This window comes from Flammeovirga kamogawensis, assembly GCF_018736065.1.
GTDB classification, from domain to species: Bacteria; Bacteroidota; Bacteroidia; order Cytophagales; family Flammeovirgaceae; genus Flammeovirga; species Flammeovirga kamogawensis.
Map to the genome: position 1 here is coordinate 416,547 of NZ_CP076128.1, position 16,494 is coordinate 433,040.

The following is a 16,494-nucleotide window of genomic DNA, read 5'->3' on the forward strand; positions in this document are numbered from 1 at the left end:
TTTTTATTTTAAAAGTATATAAATCGGTCTAAAAGTTTTGATCAAGATAAGATTGTAAAATAATTGCAGCACTTATTTTGTCTACATTACCTTTAACTCTTCTATCTTTTTTCTTCATTCCACCTGCAATCATAGAGGCCTCAGCCATTTTAGAAGTGAAACGTTCGTCAATAAAAGTAATTGGAATTGATGGAAAGTTTTTCTCTAATTTCTTAGCAAAAGATTTAGTTGGCTTTGTGTTGTCTGTTTCCAAACCATCTAAACCAACAGGTAAACCAATTACAAAACGCTCAACTTCTTCCTTAGCAATATAATCTTTAACAAATTGCATTGCTACATTTGTTTGAGCAGTATCTAAAGAAGATGCGATAATCTTTAGAGGATCAGTTACTGCGAAACCTGTTCTTTTAGTGCCAAAATCTATGGCTAAAATTCTTCCCATGTTTTTTATAGTGCAGCTTTTGCACGTTCAATTTCCTTTTTACTATTACCGACAAAAATATTATCATTTGCTAAAATAACAGGTCTTTTTAGAAAAGAGTACTCTTTTAGTATTAACGATTTATAATCCTCTTCAGATAATTGCTTTTCATGCAATCCCATCGGACGAAATTGTCTAGATCTTCTGCTAAATAACGCTTCATAAGAACCCGTTAAAGCTTTCATCTCTTCTATTTGATCTTCAGTAATAGGTACCGTTTTAATATCTTGAAATTCATCGAATTTATCTTTTCCGATTTCTTCAATTATTCTTTTACAAGTACTACAGGTTGATAAATAATATATTTTAGACATTATTATATTTAGAAAAAGGAGTTGATTTAGTCTGAACTTCCTGGATATTATTATAAATTGTGTTGCAAATTTTGTCTACAGGTAAATCATTAGGATCTGTTCCAAATGGTTCTTCAATTTCTTCAGAGATTGTTACAATACTCATAGCAACATAATAAACTATAATAACTGCTAAAATTGTCCACCAACCTAAAGTGTCAATTAAACCAAAAGGAATTATTATAGCATAAATCCAAATGTAAACTTTTAAAAGGTAGGTATGTGATTCAGGCATTGGTGTATTTTTAATACGTTCACACTTACCCATAATATCAATTAATTCATCAGAATTTTCGACTAATTTTAGAAATTGAAAATCGGTTATACCTCCTGAATTAAGAACTAATTTTAATCTTTCCTGAATGTAACTGTTTATTGCTACTGGAATATGATCCCACTTTTTTAGTTTTTCTGTAAGTACATCTCCAATAAAAGTAAAGTCACTGAATACAACACCATCTCTTAAGTGTTCTTTTAATGCATAAGGAAAAGCTCCAATTAAATTTTGAAGTTCATCTTTTGTTTTACCATCAGGTACCATTGCATTAACTTGTAGAGCAAAATTTCTTGATGTGTTTACTAAGCCTCCAAGTACTTTTCTAGCTTCCCACCAACGGTCATAAGCTGTATTATTCCTAAAAACAAGAAGAATACCTAAGATAGCACCCATAAGGCCTGGTAGTGAGAAGTTCATTCCTATATCTAAGTGATTGTATTCATGAATACCACAAAGAATTGTTGTAGGAATTGTGATCCATAGTAAGTCAGATGATAACTTACGAATCAAGTAACCTTTATATGAGAACATCATAAAAAGAGTTGAGTTTGTCAAGTTATTTTTTTTCGGCATAAGTAGAAGTAATAGTTATATTAAATTTTGAATTATATCGATATTATAATCGTAATATTTTATTAATCAATTAATGTTTTATGCATTAATTTAGCTTCACCTTTAACAGTGATTTTTTTATTGGATAAAGCAAGAATTTCGGTTTTGATTATTGCCGTTTTTCTTTTAGAATCAATATCTGTAACGGTAAAAGTTGCTTGGTATTCTTCGTCTACAAACATTGGTCTTAAAAAATTCATTGTTTGTGATAAATATACAGACCCATTACCAGGAAATTCAGTGCCCAAAACTCTAGAAAATATTGATGCAGATAAAAAACCATGCATGATTGGTTTTTTAAATGGAGTTTTAGAAGCAAACTCTTTATCTATGTGAATTGGGTTTGTGTCTCCTGTAAGTTCGGCAAATGCATTTACTTGATCTTGAGTAAAGCTGAAATTTGTTTGATAATTATCTCCTAATGAAATCATTACTGACTTGAATTTTTTATGTTTTGGAATAGTATTTATTAAAAAAGATGATTTATATCTCCAAAATTAATGAAATCTATTAACTTTACGACAAGTAATAAGATAAAAAATGATGTTGATCATCTACTTATTACCTCAAATAAAGAATTATCTTTTTTCATTTTCATATTTACTGGACTAAAGGTATTGTCAATGACAATGCCTTTTTTCATATCTTTTTCACAAAGAAACAAGGATATTTTGAAAATATGTTCCTATTTAAAAAAATTCTAAATAAATTCGCGGTTGATTAGAGTGTGTGATTTTTGTCTGTTTTAGCAATATTATCAACGAGACTAATCTTAATAAACGAATTTTCTTAAAATAAATCATAGATAAAATGCTTAAGATCAAAGATCTAAAGGCTTCAATTGAAGACAAAGAGATTCTTAAAGGAATCAATTTAGAGATTAAAGAAGGTGAAGTTCATGCTATCATGGGTCCGAACGGATCTGGAAAAAGTACATTAGCTTCTGTTCTTGCTGGAAAAGAAGATTATGAAGTAGAAGGTGGAGAGGTAGACTTTGACGGTGTTGACTTATTGGAATTATCTCCAGAGGCAAGAGCTCAAAAAGGTTTATTTTTAGCATTTCAGTATCCTGTAGAAATTCCAGGTGTTAGTAATACTAACTTCTTGAGAACAGCAGTGAACGAAGTTCGTAAAGCAAGAGGTATGGAGCCTTACAATGCAGCGAACTTTATGAAAGAAATGAAAGAAAAAATGAAAATCGTTTCTATCGATAAATCATTAATGAGCAGATCTTTGAATGAAGGTTTTTCAGGTGGTGAAAAGAAAAGAAATGAGATTTTCCACATGGCAATGCTTGATCCAAAATTAGCTATCCTTGATGAAACAGATTCAGGATTAGATATTGATGCATTAAGAATTGTTGCTAATGGTGTAAATTCATTACGTGACGGTAAAAGATCTTTTGTTGTAGTAACTCACTACCAAAGACTTTTAGATTATATCGTTCCTGATTTTGTACATGTTCTTTACAAAGGTAAGATTGTAAAATCTGGTACTAAGGAATTAGCTTTAGAACTTGAAGAAAAAGGATACGATTGGATCATTCAAGAAGTTGAAGGTCAAAACTAAACCCAACTTTTAGATATGAGTATAGTAATCGAAAATGCAGCATTAAAAAATAATGCTTTAGCATATATAGAAGATACAATAGAAGCTGTACCTGCATTAGTTGAATTAAGAACAGCTGCTGCAGAAAAATTTGCTTCTACAGATTTTCCTTCAATTAATCATGAAGAATGGAAGTATACTAATTTGAAAAAATTAGTTTCTTCTACTTTTAACTTCAACGCAAGTGCATCTGTAACTGCGGAAGATTTAGAAAAATATCTGATTGATGGAACTGATGTTTTAGTTTTTGTAAACGGTATTTTCAATAACAATTTATCTAAGTATACTTCTACAGATAAAGTTATTGTAGCACCTCTAGCAAAAGCTATAAATGAACACACTGATTTGGTGACTGCTCATTTAGGAAAATATGCAGACTCAGATTTACCTTTTGTAGGTGTAAATACTGCTGCTATTACTGATGGTGTGTTTGTTTATGCAAAAAGAAATGCATTATCAGAAACACCTGTTACTATTTTAAATGTAATAATAGGAGAGAATACAGTTGTTCAGCCTAGATTATTAGCTGTTTTAGAAGAAGGTGCTCAAGTTAGTATTATTGAACGAAATGCTGTTATCGGAAATCAAAATGTTTTGATTAACAGTGTTTCTGAAATTAATGTTGCTGAGCGTGCTATTCTTAATCATGTAAAACTACAAGATGAAGAAGATAACACAAATCTTGTAACTTTAACAGAAGCAAAACAAGCTGACAATAGTGTTTATCACAATATTACAATCACTACAGGTGGTCAATTGGTTAGAAATAACTTAAATATTGCACTTGGAGAGCATTGTGAAGGTTTAATGACAGGTTTATATCTTTTAAAAGGGAAAACACTTGTTGATAACCATACGGTAGTAGATCATAGAATGCCGAATTCATATAGTAATGAATTATACAAAGGTATTCTAAGTGAAAAATCAAAAGCTGTTTTTAATGGTAAAATATTTGTTAGAGAGGATGCTCAAAAAACAAATGCTTTTCAATCTAATAAAAACATCTTATTGTCGCCTGATGCTGTTGTAAATACAAAACCTCAGTTAGAAATTTGGGCAGACGATGTTAGCTGTTCTCACGGTTGTACTGTTGGTGCTTTAGACGAGGAGCCTATGTTCTATTTAAGAGCACGTGGTATCTCTGAAGACAAAGCAAGAGCATTGTTGACTTACGCATTTGCTGGAGATGTAATTGAAAAAATCTCTAATGAAAGTGTTCGTTCTATAGTTGAAAGAATTGTAGCAAATGAGATGGGTTATCCTTTGGATTAATCTATTTAATTTAAATAGGAAAAGCCTTTGGATAAATTTTATTCAAAGGCTTTTTTATGCACTCATAGAAGAAATTGCATAGGTAATCTCTTTAGTTATTTGATCTAAATCTTTTGCACTTGTTTTTAAATGGGAGAGAATCTCTTTGTTCATTTCCTCATTTGCATCATTAAAAAGTTCTAATAAACCCATTATTCGACATAACGGGCCTCTTACTTTGTGACTATTTAAGTAACAGTACTTTTCAATAGCTTTGTTCTGTGTTTGTAAAAGAGAACGAAGCGCTTCCATTTCATTATTAGCTTCTTGCGCTTCGCTGTAAGAGTCTAATCCACTTTTTACTAAATTAATATTGATGTTTTTCATAAACATCATTATTTCACTTTTAAGAACTTCAATTCTATTTATTCTTGCTCGAATACTTTCTAAAAGTTCAGCTTGTGTAAAAGGTTTTGTTAGGTAATCATCAGCAGAAAGATTCATCCCTTTGCGGATATCTTTTTTATCACTTTTTGCTGATAAAAATATGAAAGGTATTCCTACTGCAAGTGGATTTTTTCTTAATTCTTTTAGAAATAAATACCCATTCATAGTAGGCATCATGATATCACATAAAATAATATCAGGTAGCTTATTGTCTATTATTTCTAATGCTTTTTTCCCGCTATCAGCAGCTAATACAGTAAAGTCATTTATTTCTAAAAGGTCAACAATACTATCTAGAAGATTTTTTTCGTCATCAATAACTAAAATGGTAGTTTTTTTCATATTGTTATAGATCTTTCTCAAAGAATTTGGGTAAAAGAATGGTCTATTACAAAAACAGAAAAAATACTATTCGAGTTCAGTTAACGTCCTATTAATGAAAATGATGACCAATAATATGGACTTGTGTATAAACCTTCTTTGATTAATCTAATTTTAGCTTTTTGTAAAGCCATTGGCAAGTTGTATTCTATGGTTAACTCTTTGTAAAAATATTGCATTAGAAGTGCTGTAGATATATCATCTACGGTCCATAAAGAAACAATAGTATTGTCTACACCTGCATATTTTAAAGACCTTGATAAGCCTATAAGACCTTCTCCTTTTGTGAGTTTCCCTAAACCAGTTTCACAAGCAGAAAGAGTAACAAGATCGGCATTGAATTCCAAATTGTAAATTTCAGAAGCATATAGTAATCCCTCAGATTTGTTCTCATTCACTAAATAAATAAATGACTGATTAGGGTGTTCTTCATCAACTAAGCCGTGAGTAGCGAAGTGTAGATGAGTGTAGTCTTTTATTTTTTCAGATTTAAGAATAGATTTTTTTGCTTTATCATATAAATATGCTGACGAAAGCCAATTTTTCTCTTTAAACACTTTATCAATTTCTCTTACTTCTGATAAAGTTCCATCTAACTGATTAAAATTATCAGTACCTGTAGAATCTCTAAAAAATATAGGAGCAAAACATGCAATATTCATTGTTTCGTTTTTATCAATAGACTTGGTGTTTAAAGCTAATGTAGACGAATAGTTATATGAAATTGCGTATTTCTTTGTTAAAAAAGGGTAGTCTACAGGCTTTAACATCTCATCTCCAACAACTTCAGTAAATAGAACATCCATTGGTATATTATTAATTCTACCATCAAGTAAGAAAATTAGATGATTGATTTTATTTGGCAAGATGAAAGGGAATAAAATATCAGAAAGATATTTAGAAGACATGAAAACAATTTCATCAAAATTAAATTTTAAACCTGTTTCTAGACTAATAATTTCATCTTGTAATTCTTGGGTAAATTCTTCTTTGTAGATTTTTAAATTAGAAGAAGTAGCAACAAAAATATATAATTTTTCATCTTTTTCTGAAATGAAATAGCTAATAATTGCTTCATTTTCAGTTAGTTTTTCTTTTACATCTTTATAGCTAAAAGATGTATGATTGTATTTTAAATCAAAGTAATTAGGGTATTCATTTTCTAATAATTTGATGTGGTTCTCAAGTTCTTTCTCCTTCTCAAATAGCTTACTTTCCAAGATATCTCTCTCTTCAATTTTATCACTTTTAATAAGTGCTTGTTCTATAGAATGAATTTCTTCTTGAATATGCTCTTCTTTAACAATCAATTTATCTGGAATGCCTGCAAAAGATTTGGCATTTGTTTCTTGAATAGCTTCTAATAAGGATGCAGATTTACTCCATTCTACAAATTGGAAGGCATTTTCAATCCATATTTGTGATGAAATAGATGCTTCAGAAAGTGCTATACATATCTGAATACCATCAGAATATACATCATTCGTAATTGCACTTAATTGAATTTTATCTTCTTTATTTTTTTGTCCAGCTCTAACATTTTCTATAATATTATGTGCTAAATAGAGGCTGTTGTACCCACAAATAAGATCTTGCCTTTTTAGCGTTTTTTGGTAGTGCCTCTTTTTTAGCGCGAATGCTTTTTTCTGTAAAGCAACAATATTAGTGAAGGGGTTTAGGTAGTTATTAACCTCTGGTGTAGCATAGATATTAGAGTCATTAAAATCTTTATTATTAGCAATTAGTGCTTTCTGATAAAAATCTATTGCCTTTTGAGTTTCACCAGTTTTAAAAGCGATCTCACCTAATTTAATATAAATATTTGCTATTTCTGGGTGTTTTTCGCCAAAAACATTTTGGTATTGTGTAAGAGCAAAATCATAGAATTCATTCGCTAAATCTCCTTGGTTCTTTTTTAAATAAGCTTCAGCGATATAGGTATAAGCAAAAGCTACATTAGGGTGGTCTCCACCATACGTTTTTTCCCAAATAGAGGCTGCTTTTTCAAATGAGGATATTGCTTTGTCTGTAAAATAATTTTTCTCGAAAGTAATACCTAGATTAATATAAATAGAAGCAATAGCTGGATGATTCTCAGTAGGATATACTTTAATGTATTCTTCTAGTGCCTTTTCGTAATAATATTGAGCTTTGTAAGTGTCTGTTTTGCTGTATAATAAACCTAAGTTGATGTTACAATTAGCAATGTCAATATCATCATTTATTTTATTGCTTATGTTGAGTGCTTCTTTTCCATAATCAATTGCATCTTCTTGTGCTCCAAGTTGCCAATTAGAAATAGCAATTAAAGATAGGGTTTCAATAGAAATTTTTGATTTATACAATGATTTTTCAGATGCTTCCGTAATTTTAAATGCATCATTTAAATAATTTAAGGCTGCAGTAGGATACCCTTGTTGTTGTGCTAGATATCCTTTCGTATTTAATATTTCAGCGTAGCTTAACAGTGAATTATCAAGACTATTTTTATTTAAATATTCGTTGGCTTTAGTGTATAGACCTTTTTGGCCATATACCTTTCCAATTAATGCTGAACTTTTATTTAAAATATTTTTATCGTCAATATTCTGTATCAAAAATACTAACTGTTTTTCTGCAATATCTAATTCTCCAAATTCATATGCAGTCTCAGCACTATCGAAGGAGACGTTTTGAGCGTTACTATATAAAGAGAAGAAGAAATAAAGTAATACTATTGTGATATAGTTTTTATACATAGTAGTGTCTCTAGAATTGGTGTTTAATAATTAGGTTAACAACATAGTCCCTAGCTAATCCATCAGGATTAAAGGCTCGTTGTTTGGCTGCATATGCCGCAATTGCTGATAATGATAAGTGCGGAGAAAAATTGTATGACCCTTCTAGAATTGAGTTTATAACTAAACCTTGAGATCCTTCTAGTAAATAGTCTCCATTTTCAAGGCTTTCAATATATGTTCTATCGTGTTTGTAAATAGCTAAAACACTTGGTGCAAAAGACCATTTAGAAGTTCGTAGGGTGTATTTGATTCTCCCAGATACATCGTATTTTCGATCAAGATGTCTTGATGAGGTATACCATTTTTTCATTAACTCATAGTTGGGCTCATTTTTATAATATTCAGGATCATACTCATGGTTTTCAAGAGTTGTTAGAGGTTGCTGAATACCAAAAGAAAGGTGCCAAGCTTTAGAATTGAGGGCAATACCAAAAAGTCCATCATAAGTACCAAGAGAAGGTTCATAAAACATAGGTATGGGTTTTCCCTCAAAAGTAGATGAAGCATCTGAAGTAGGTATTTTTGTGCCAAATACAGCAGATAGATTCCAATTGTCCCATTGTTTTACCAAATAAGAATAAGAAAGTGTAATATCACTTATTCCTTGAGTAGTTGTTAAAGGTCCTTCTCTAAAAGCATATAATGATTTAAGTTGTAAAGAACTTCTACTATTAATTTTATAATCTACACTAAAGCCAATTCCATAATCAAAAGCTTTCTCTTTATAGTTTTGCCAATAGGTTTGATAGCTCAAAGTGAATTTATTATCAACTTTATTGAATTTTAATCGATCTGAATCTGGATTTAAAGCTCCAGTAGTACAAATACCTGCATCACTACATCCTTGTGCATGAATGAAACTATTTGAAGAAGTAATTAAAAAAAGCAGTATTAGTAGTTTTTTTACTGTCATAAATAAAAAAGATTCTAAAGAATAGATTGATTTGAAGAATGAGTTAGTATTTTCGATTTTTAAACTAACAAAAATCGACCACAATTTTATAAGCATGTGCAAATTCCTTAAAAGAATTACCTTTTTATTTATATTGATCCATTTTTTCACTAGTGTGAATGCTCAACATAAGGTATACCCTAAATACTTTGATGCATCAAAGGAAGACCTTGTTTGGGTTGATTCTGTTTGGAATTCTCTATCTGATAACGAAAAAATTGCTCAATTATTTGTTGTTCCATTTTATTCTCCAAAAAGTTACAACGAAGTAAGTATGTTAGTCAGAAAATATAACGTTGGAGGAGTAATCTTTTTTAAGGGTAGAGCAGAAGACCAAGTAAATGCAATAAATAGATTAAATGGAATTGCTAAAACACCATTAATATATACTTTAGATGCAGAATGGGGCTTAGGTATGAGATTGCCAAAAGATGGCATATCTTACCCATATGCAATGACATTAGGAGCGATTGAAAATGACGAGTTAATATATAGAATGACTGAACAAATTTCTACTCAGTTAAAAAGAGTTGGAGTTAAAGTTAGCTATGGACCAGTTGCAGATTTAAATAATAATCCTCTTAACCCAGTTATTAATTATCGTTCTTTTGGAGAAAATAAGGAAAGGGTAGCAAAAAAGTCGATTCAGTATATGAGAGGGCTTCAAGATAATAATGTTGTTGCTGTAGCCAAACATTTTCCTGGTCATGGTGATACAAATATTGATTCTCATAAAGATCTACCAATAATACCTCATTCAGTAAAAAGGTTAGATTCATTAGAACTATATCCTTTTTCAAAATTAATAGAAGCAGGGGTAGGTGGAGTAATGTCGGCACATTTACAAGTACCCGTTTGGGACGATAAAACCTCCTCTTTATCGCATAAAATTATACAAGAAGTATTAAGAGACTCATTGGGTTTTAATGGACTTATTTTTACTGATGGTATCTTGATGGATGCAGTAACAAAGCAATACAAAGGGTATGGAAAAGCTGATGCACAGGCATTAGTAGCAGGTAATGATGTAATTGAATTTACAAATCATATTGATAAAGCTATAAAAGAAGTGAAAATTCAGATTAATAAAGGAAACTTAACTTGGCATCAGATAGATGAAAAAGGTTACCGTATGTTATTAATGAAAAGATGGGTTGGTGCTCATAAGCAAGAAATGTTATCAATATCTCATCTAAACGAAGATTTACATCCACTAGAAGCAAACCAATTGATTCAAGAAATTTCTGATGAAGCTGTAACTGTATTAGAGAATAAAAAACAAATTTTACCGTTGAGTGTAAATAGTGGCAAAATTGCAATTGTAAATATAGGAGCAAATTATAAAGAAATGTCGAAAGACTTTCGTTCTAAAGGACTAGATGTTTCTAATTTTTTCTTGTCGAAATATGCGACTGAAAGTGAGGTTGTTCAATTTACAAAAACATTACAGAAGTACGATGTTATTGTAACACAAGTAGGTGGGCTTTACATGAGTCAGAAAGTAAAAGATATTGCTGTTGAACTAACAAATCATAAACCAACGGCAACCATGAAATTCCCCTATGGTATTACTTATTCAACGCTAAAGTATTTTGATATCACAAATAAGTGGCAGAATCAAATCGTAGTCTTTTTAGGGAATGCTTATACTTTAAGAACCTTTAAAGGAATTGAAAATAGTTCAGGTTTACTTCTTACTTATCAGAATAATCAAGCATTAAGAAAAGCTGTTTCAAAAGTAATTTTAGGAGAAATACAACCCAAAGGGACATTGCCTGTGACTATTGATAAAAGATTTAAAGAAGGATTAGGCTTAAAATCTTTTGATGATCATCATGTTAAAAGAGTAAATTCTGAAGAGTTAAACGTACAAGAAGTACCAAAAATTAATAAACAAAATGATTAAAACTATAATGCTTTGTATTGCGTGGACATTACTATCATGTACATTAACTGATAAACCCAAAAAGAGTAAGGAATTACCAGAAAGTGCACCAAAAGAAATAATTGTTGGAGCGGCTCAAACAGAAGCTTATTTGACTTTATTGAAAGATAAAAAAGTGGGTGTACTTGTTAATCAAACATCAACAATAGGCTCTACATATTTGGTTGACTCTCTTGTAAATCTAGGTGTAAATATAAAAATGATTTTTGCTCCCGAACATGGTTTTAGAGGTAAGGCAGATGCAGGTGCGCATGTTAAAGATGGTTTTGATGAAAAAACGGGGATAAAGATCTATTCGATATATGGTAAGAATAAGCGCCCATCTCCAGAGTTATTAAATCAAGTAGATGTTGTGCTATTTGATATTCAGGATGTTGGTTGTCGTTTTTATACTTACATAAGTTCTATGCACTACATGATGGAAGCCTGTGCAGAGGCAAATAAAAAGCTCATAATCTTAGATAGACCAAACCCTAACGGGATGTATATTGATGGACCAGTTTTAAAAAAAGAATTTTCTTCTTTTGTTGGTATGCATGCTATACCAATTCTTCATGGTTTAACAGTAGGAGAACTCGCTCATATGATTAATGGTGAAAAATGGTTAAGAAACGGAAATGTTTGCGATATAGAAGTGGTAAAAGTAGAGAATTATAACCATAAAATGACCTATAGCTTACCTATCAAGCCATCTCCAAATTTGCCTAATGACCAATCGATTAAACTATACCCATCTTTATGCTTTTTTGAAGCAACTCCAGTTAGTATTGGTAGAGGAACAGATTTCCCATTCCAAGTAATTGGGTACCCTAACAAAAATTTTGGAGAGTTTACTTTTACTCCTCGATCAATTGAAGGGGCTGCTACTAATCCTGTTTTAAAAGGAAAATTATGTTATGGTGAAGATTTAAGAACAGAAGAAGAAGGAGGATTACAGTTAAATTATATTGTTGAGTGGTACAATTTATATAAAAAATTTGAAGGTAAATCTGTAATAACAAAAAAGAAGTGGATGGATTTATTATCGGGTACAGATGCTTTACGTTTAGCAATTGAAGAAGGACAAACTGAAGATCAGATTAAAAAATCTTGGGAATTAGAGCTTCAAAAGTATAAAGAAATGAGAGCAAAATACCTTATTTACGATTGATATTTGTTGAAATGTTAGATTTAATCAAACAACTGATTTATATTTAAGTGAGCTATTGTTATGGCCAACTATGACTCTCTTATATTATTGCTAAACATATTACTAACTTTTTTACTATGAATAATGTTGATATGGATCTTAGACTCCAAAAAGACCCGTTAGCAGATGAAACAATACGACTAATTATTGAAGAAGAAGGGATTGACAGAGTGAATCAGATCCTTGTAGAATTAATTAGTAGCAAAGAAATTCCCGAAATAAAGAACATTTCTTTACAAAACTATTTCATGGAGTCTCAAAAATTCATTCACGACTTAGATGAAGACCTTATAAAACAAGGACAAGATTTTTTTGAGAAACATGGCCCAGGTTTATCTGCTATGCTATTATGTAAATCATTACCTGCAACTTATGCTTGTGCTAATGGTGCAGAAGTGGTGTATAGAACAGGGCAGTTTATGGCATCAAAAAACCAAGGGTTAGCTCCATTTACTAAGAGGTTAATGGAAACGGCACAGTTTGTAATTAATGTAATGTCGGAGGGTGGTTTAAATAAATCCTCAAAAGGAATTATCAGTGCCCAAAAAGTGCGTTTAATGCATGCTGCAATACGTTACTATTTACAGAAGAATCATAAAAAAGGGCACCATCATCATGTTTGGGATACGGAGAAATTAGGAGAACCAATTAATCAAGAAGATATGTTGGGAACCCTCCTTTCATTTTCAGTTTTTCCAATTCAAGGTTTAGAAAAATTGGGAGTAACCGTATCACCTCAAGAGAAAAAAGCTTACTTATATACATGGACTGTTGTTGGTAAGATTTTAGGTGTTCATCCTGATATAATCCCTGCTACATTTGAAGAAGGAGAAATATTAGGTCAGAAGATCTTAGATGAACAAAAAGCCCCTTCAGAAGCTGGACATAAACTTACTGAAGCTTGTGTGGAATTTTTAAAAGCTGTAATACCAGGCGAAGAATTTGATGGTTTCCCAGAAGCCTTTATGAGATTTTTATTAGGAGATGACCTAGCTGATATTGTAGGATTAGATAAACATAGCTCTACAAAATCAACTTTAGTGATAAAAGCAGTGTGTAAAGTATTTCAAATTGCAGATCATCAAAAAGATGAATCAAAACTTATTTGTGCTATATCGGAAAGATTTAATATGCTTATTCTCCAAGGTGTACTTAATTATTTCTATAAAGGACAATCTGTTGAATTTACAATACCACCATCTTTAAGAAAGAAATGGAAAATTGATAATCAACCTACTTGGAAAGAGATCATATCATCTCCGTCACTTTTTAACTTCAGACTTAGCTTACAAAAACATAACTAAAAACTATTCAGAAAATGGACTTTATTAAGGAATATATTAATCTTTCAGACTATACAGTTACACAGCAAGTTTTATTTTTTCTAGATGCAATATTTTGGGCAGTAACTTACATTCTAGTTATTTATAACGCTATTAAATACAAATTTTTTGGTATTCCAATAGAAGCAGCTGTAGCAAATGTTGCTTGGGAATTACTATTCAGTACTGTGTTTACAACTAATTTAGGAGTACTCTTTGTATGGGGTATTCGCTTATGGTTAATTACAGATGCTGTTATGCTTTTTTACCTTCATAAATATGGTAGAAAACAAGTTAGAGTTCCTTTTATCTTTAAGAATTTTAATTGGGTAACAAGTGTAGGTTTTGTATTGTGGGGACTTGTAATATATGGTTTTGTAATGCAATACGGCGACCCAATTGGTGCAGGTACAGGGTATATATTGAATATTATCATGTCTACATTATTTATCTTTTTAATACTTGCTCATCCAGAAGAAAAAGCATTAAGTTTTTCGATTGCAATGTGGAAAGGTTTCGGGACTGTATTTGTAGGCGTTGGGATTTTCTTAGGAGAAGAATCTTCTCAGTTTGTTGTGATTATAGCTGCTATTACTTTTGCTCTTGATATGTTTTATGGTTGGTTAACCTTAAATAAGGAAAAGATTATAGAATGGAAAAAAGAAGAGATTAAAAGTAAGGTAAAAATCGAAGTTGAAGAAGAAGTAGGAGTATGAGAAATACATTGAATTATTCAATTTACTTAATTATTATTTTCCTTTTTATTTCATTTGAGAGGGTTGAGGATTCTATAGCTAAAAATAATGATACACCATTGTATAGTTATAGTAATTTCTTGATTTATGAATCAGAAGAAGATCATTTAATAGATGTTGTACAGCATACTTCATCTTTCGAACTATACTCTTTTAATAAAGTAAAACCTGGAAGATCACAATATTGGATAAAATTTGATGTAGAAAAATATTCAGCTGATCCTTTACAACTTCAATTGGTTTACAGTCGATTTGATCATTTAGAACTTTACAGGTCATTCGATAATAAGACTTTTGAGAAGGTTGGAGAAGGAGGGATTCTATTTGATAATGATTTAAAGAAAAAGATTTATAGAGGGTATTCTTATTTTCCTATCTCATTAGGTGATAAAAATATTGCTCATTACTATTTGAAATGTAATAATGATGATAAACCATTTTTTGAATTTCAAGCAGTACCAAAAGATCTTGTCTTAGAAGAAACTGCCAAAATAGATCAGAAAATCGATTCTTTAGATTTAATTCTCTATTTATTTATAGGTGCAGTTTCTTTAATGATTCTCTATAACTTTTGTCTTTACTTTATGGTGAAAGATAAAGGGTATATCTATTATGCTTTGCATGCTTCAGCAGTGTTAATTTTTAATTATTGTTTCTCAGGTAAAATTATTTTTCACTTAGAGAATGCAGAATATTTTCAACAAATAATTCATTGGTCAGGATTTACTGCTGCTGCATTATTTTTGATTTTTGGGCAGTATATTTTAAATGTTAGGAGCAAGTACAGTAATTTATATACAATTTTAAATATTGTGATTGTTGGACTAATGATCTTAAATGTTTTCGTTTACTTTGAATGGTATTTTGTTGTTACCCCTCTAGGGACAGTTCTAATAAATGCAACATATTTACCTTTGATTTACATAGCTAAAAGAGAAAAATCATTTAGTATAACAGCAAAGTTCTTTTATTATGGAATTCTTATAAATTTTGTATTTATAACATTACACATCTTTCAAACTTTTGATCTACTTCCTGTACTTTTTGGGTACAAAAATGTATCGGCTTTGCTGATAGGTTCTGGTTTAGAACAAATGATATTTTCTTTAAGTTTAGGTGCTAAAATTACAGATTCTCAAGCAAAAGTGAGAAAGTTAATGATGGAGCAAAATGTAATGCTAGAGAATGAAGTATCAAAAAGAACTAAGGATTTATTAGAAGCTAAAGAAGAGGTGGAAATACAAAATGAGACTTTGTCAGAGATGAATTCTCGTTTAGGTAAACAGCATGATAATATTAAATCAAGTATTAATTATGCAAAGAAAATTCAAGATGCTTCATTACCTACAATAAAGAATATCGGAAAATACGTCAATGATTTTTCAGTATTACATATCCCACGAGATACGGTTTCTGGAGATTTTTATTGGTTTAAACAAGTCCGTAATAAAACTATTGTTATTGTTGGTGATTGTACTGGTCATGGGGTTCCAGGTGCTTTAATGAGTATTCTAGCTATTCAGAAGATTGAAACGATTGTTTCTACTTTAGAAGATATTAAGCCCTCCGTTATATTAGAACAGTTAGATCAAGAGATAAGGTACGCCTTAAATCAAAAATCATCTCATTTGAATGATGGTATGGATGCTGTGGTCTGTGTAATTGATGATCAGAAAAAAGAAATAGAATATGCAGGAGCAAAAAATCCTCTTGTTATTATTCAAGAAGATGAAATGAAAGTATTCAAAGGATCAAGAAACTCTATAGGAGGGAATCTTAACTTTTTAGAAGACCCGTTTAAAGATCAGACGATTTCATATAAAGAATGTCCAATTACTATGTATATGTATTCTGATGGGTATCAAGATCAATTTGGTGCTAATGGTAAGAAATTTATGCCCAAACGATTTAAGAAATTATTACTAGATATTTCGAAATACAATCATATCCAACAAGAAAAGATATTATACAGCGAATTGAATAAATGGACTAATAATGGAAAGATTGAGCAGATTGACGATATTTTAGTTTTTGGAATGAGTTTGGAATAATTTTTTTCATTGAAAAATCTTATTTTAACCTTTTTTTAGTCCGTATTAAAATAAGACAATTTATTTGATTGTTGTTAACAAAAAAGGATA

At 30.6% G+C, this 16,494-nt stretch carries 14 protein-coding genes; 7 read left to right on the plus strand and 7 right to left on the minus strand.

Features of this window, described 5'->3' with window-relative positions:
• Positions 1 to 28: 28 nt before the first annotated feature.
• The 4 genes from ruvX to KM029_RS01690 form a co-directional block, all read right to left on the minus strand.
• Positions 29 to 442 carry a Holliday junction resolvase RuvX gene (ruvX, locus tag KM029_RS01675; protein WP_144075057.1) on the minus strand — a complete coding sequence of 138 codons (414 nt, stop codon included), beginning with the start codon at positions 440 to 442 and terminating at the stop codon, positions 29 to 31.
• Positions 443 to 447: 5 nt separating this feature from the next.
• Entirely contained in the window at positions 448 to 795 is a 348-nt protein-coding gene (locus KM029_RS01680; RefSeq protein WP_144075058.1) for an arsenate reductase family protein, read from the minus strand.
• A complete protein-coding gene (locus KM029_RS01685) occupies positions 788 to 1,684 on the minus strand; it encodes a bestrophin family protein (protein ID WP_144075059.1) in 897 nt (298 codons plus the stop codon). Before KM029_RS01685 ends, KM029_RS01680 begins: the two co-directional genes overlap by 8 nt.
• 62 nt (positions 1,685 to 1,746) lie before the next feature.
• Positions 1,747 to 2,154, minus strand: a complete 408-nt coding sequence (locus tag KM029_RS01690; RefSeq protein WP_144075060.1) for a MaoC family dehydratase — start codon at positions 2,152 to 2,154, stop codon at positions 1,747 to 1,749.
• A gap of 379 nt (positions 2,155 to 2,533) precedes the next feature.
• On the opposite strand from KM029_RS01690, the gene sufC reads away from it, so the two are divergent.
• Together sufC and sufD are read left to right on the plus strand one after the other, a co-directional pair.
• Positions 2,534 to 3,292 (plus strand): Fe-S cluster assembly ATPase SufC, encoded by a 759-nt coding sequence (gene sufC, locus KM029_RS01695; RefSeq protein WP_144075061.1) that lies wholly within the window; start codon positions 2,534 to 2,536, stop codon positions 3,290 to 3,292.
• Positions 3,293 to 3,307: 15 nt separating this feature from the next.
• Positions 3,308 to 4,603, plus strand: coding sequence for a Fe-S cluster assembly protein SufD (sufD, locus tag KM029_RS01700; RefSeq protein ID WP_144075062.1), 1,296 nt, complete (start codon positions 3,308 to 3,310; stop codon positions 4,601 to 4,603).
• Between the two features lie 54 nt (positions 4,604 to 4,657).
• Here the strand turns inward: sufD and KM029_RS01705 are convergent, their stop codons facing one another.
• The 3 genes from KM029_RS01705 to KM029_RS01715 all read right to left on the minus strand — a co-directional run bounded on the left by KM029_RS01705 (position 4,658) and on the right by KM029_RS01715 (position 9,103).
• On the minus strand, positions 4,658 to 5,371 hold the full coding sequence (locus KM029_RS01705) for a response regulator (protein ID WP_144075063.1): 714 nt from the start codon (positions 5,369 to 5,371) through the stop codon (positions 4,658 to 4,660).
• 80 nt (positions 5,372 to 5,451) lie between these two features.
• The gene (locus tag KM029_RS01710) at positions 5,452 to 8,148 is read right to left on the minus strand and encodes a CHAT domain-containing protein (RefSeq protein WP_144075064.1); all 2,697 of its coding nucleotides are present in this window, start codon (positions 8,146 to 8,148) and stop codon (positions 5,452 to 5,454) included.
• Between the two features lie 10 nt (positions 8,149 to 8,158).
• On the minus strand, positions 8,159 to 9,103 hold the full coding sequence (locus KM029_RS01715; protein ID WP_144075065.1) for a hypothetical protein: 945 nt from the start codon (positions 9,101 to 9,103) through the stop codon (positions 8,159 to 8,161).
• Between the two features lie 154 nt (positions 9,104 to 9,257).
• Between KM029_RS01715 and KM029_RS01720 the strand changes: the two genes are divergently transcribed.
• From KM029_RS01720 to KM029_RS01740, 5 genes are all read left to right on the plus strand, one after another.
• Entirely contained in the window at positions 9,258 to 11,048 is a 1,791-nt protein-coding gene (locus tag KM029_RS01720; protein WP_158631125.1) for a glycoside hydrolase family 3 protein, read from the plus strand.
• Positions 11,041 to 12,237 (plus strand): exo-beta-N-acetylmuramidase NamZ family protein, encoded by a 1,197-nt coding sequence (locus tag KM029_RS01725; RefSeq protein WP_184679472.1) that lies wholly within the window; start codon positions 11,041 to 11,043, stop codon positions 12,235 to 12,237. The genes KM029_RS01720 and KM029_RS01725 overlap by 8 nt, the downstream gene beginning before the upstream one ends.
• Before the next feature lie 116 nt (positions 12,238 to 12,353).
• Positions 12,354 to 13,580, plus strand: coding sequence for an oxygenase MpaB family protein (locus KM029_RS01730; RefSeq protein ID WP_144075067.1), 1,227 nt, complete (start codon positions 12,354 to 12,356; stop codon positions 13,578 to 13,580).
• 14 nt (positions 13,581 to 13,594) lie between these two features.
• Positions 13,595 to 14,314, plus strand: a complete 720-nt coding sequence (locus KM029_RS01735; RefSeq protein ID WP_144075068.1) for a transmembrane-type terpene cyclase — start codon at positions 13,595 to 13,597, stop codon at positions 14,312 to 14,314.
• The gene (locus KM029_RS01740) at positions 14,311 to 16,404 is read left to right on the plus strand and encodes a 7TM diverse intracellular signaling domain-containing protein (RefSeq protein WP_144075069.1); all 2,094 of its coding nucleotides are present in this window, start codon (positions 14,311 to 14,313) and stop codon (positions 16,402 to 16,404) included. The genes KM029_RS01735 and KM029_RS01740 overlap by 4 nt, the downstream gene beginning before the upstream one ends.
• Positions 16,405 to 16,494 lie beyond the last annotated feature (90 nt).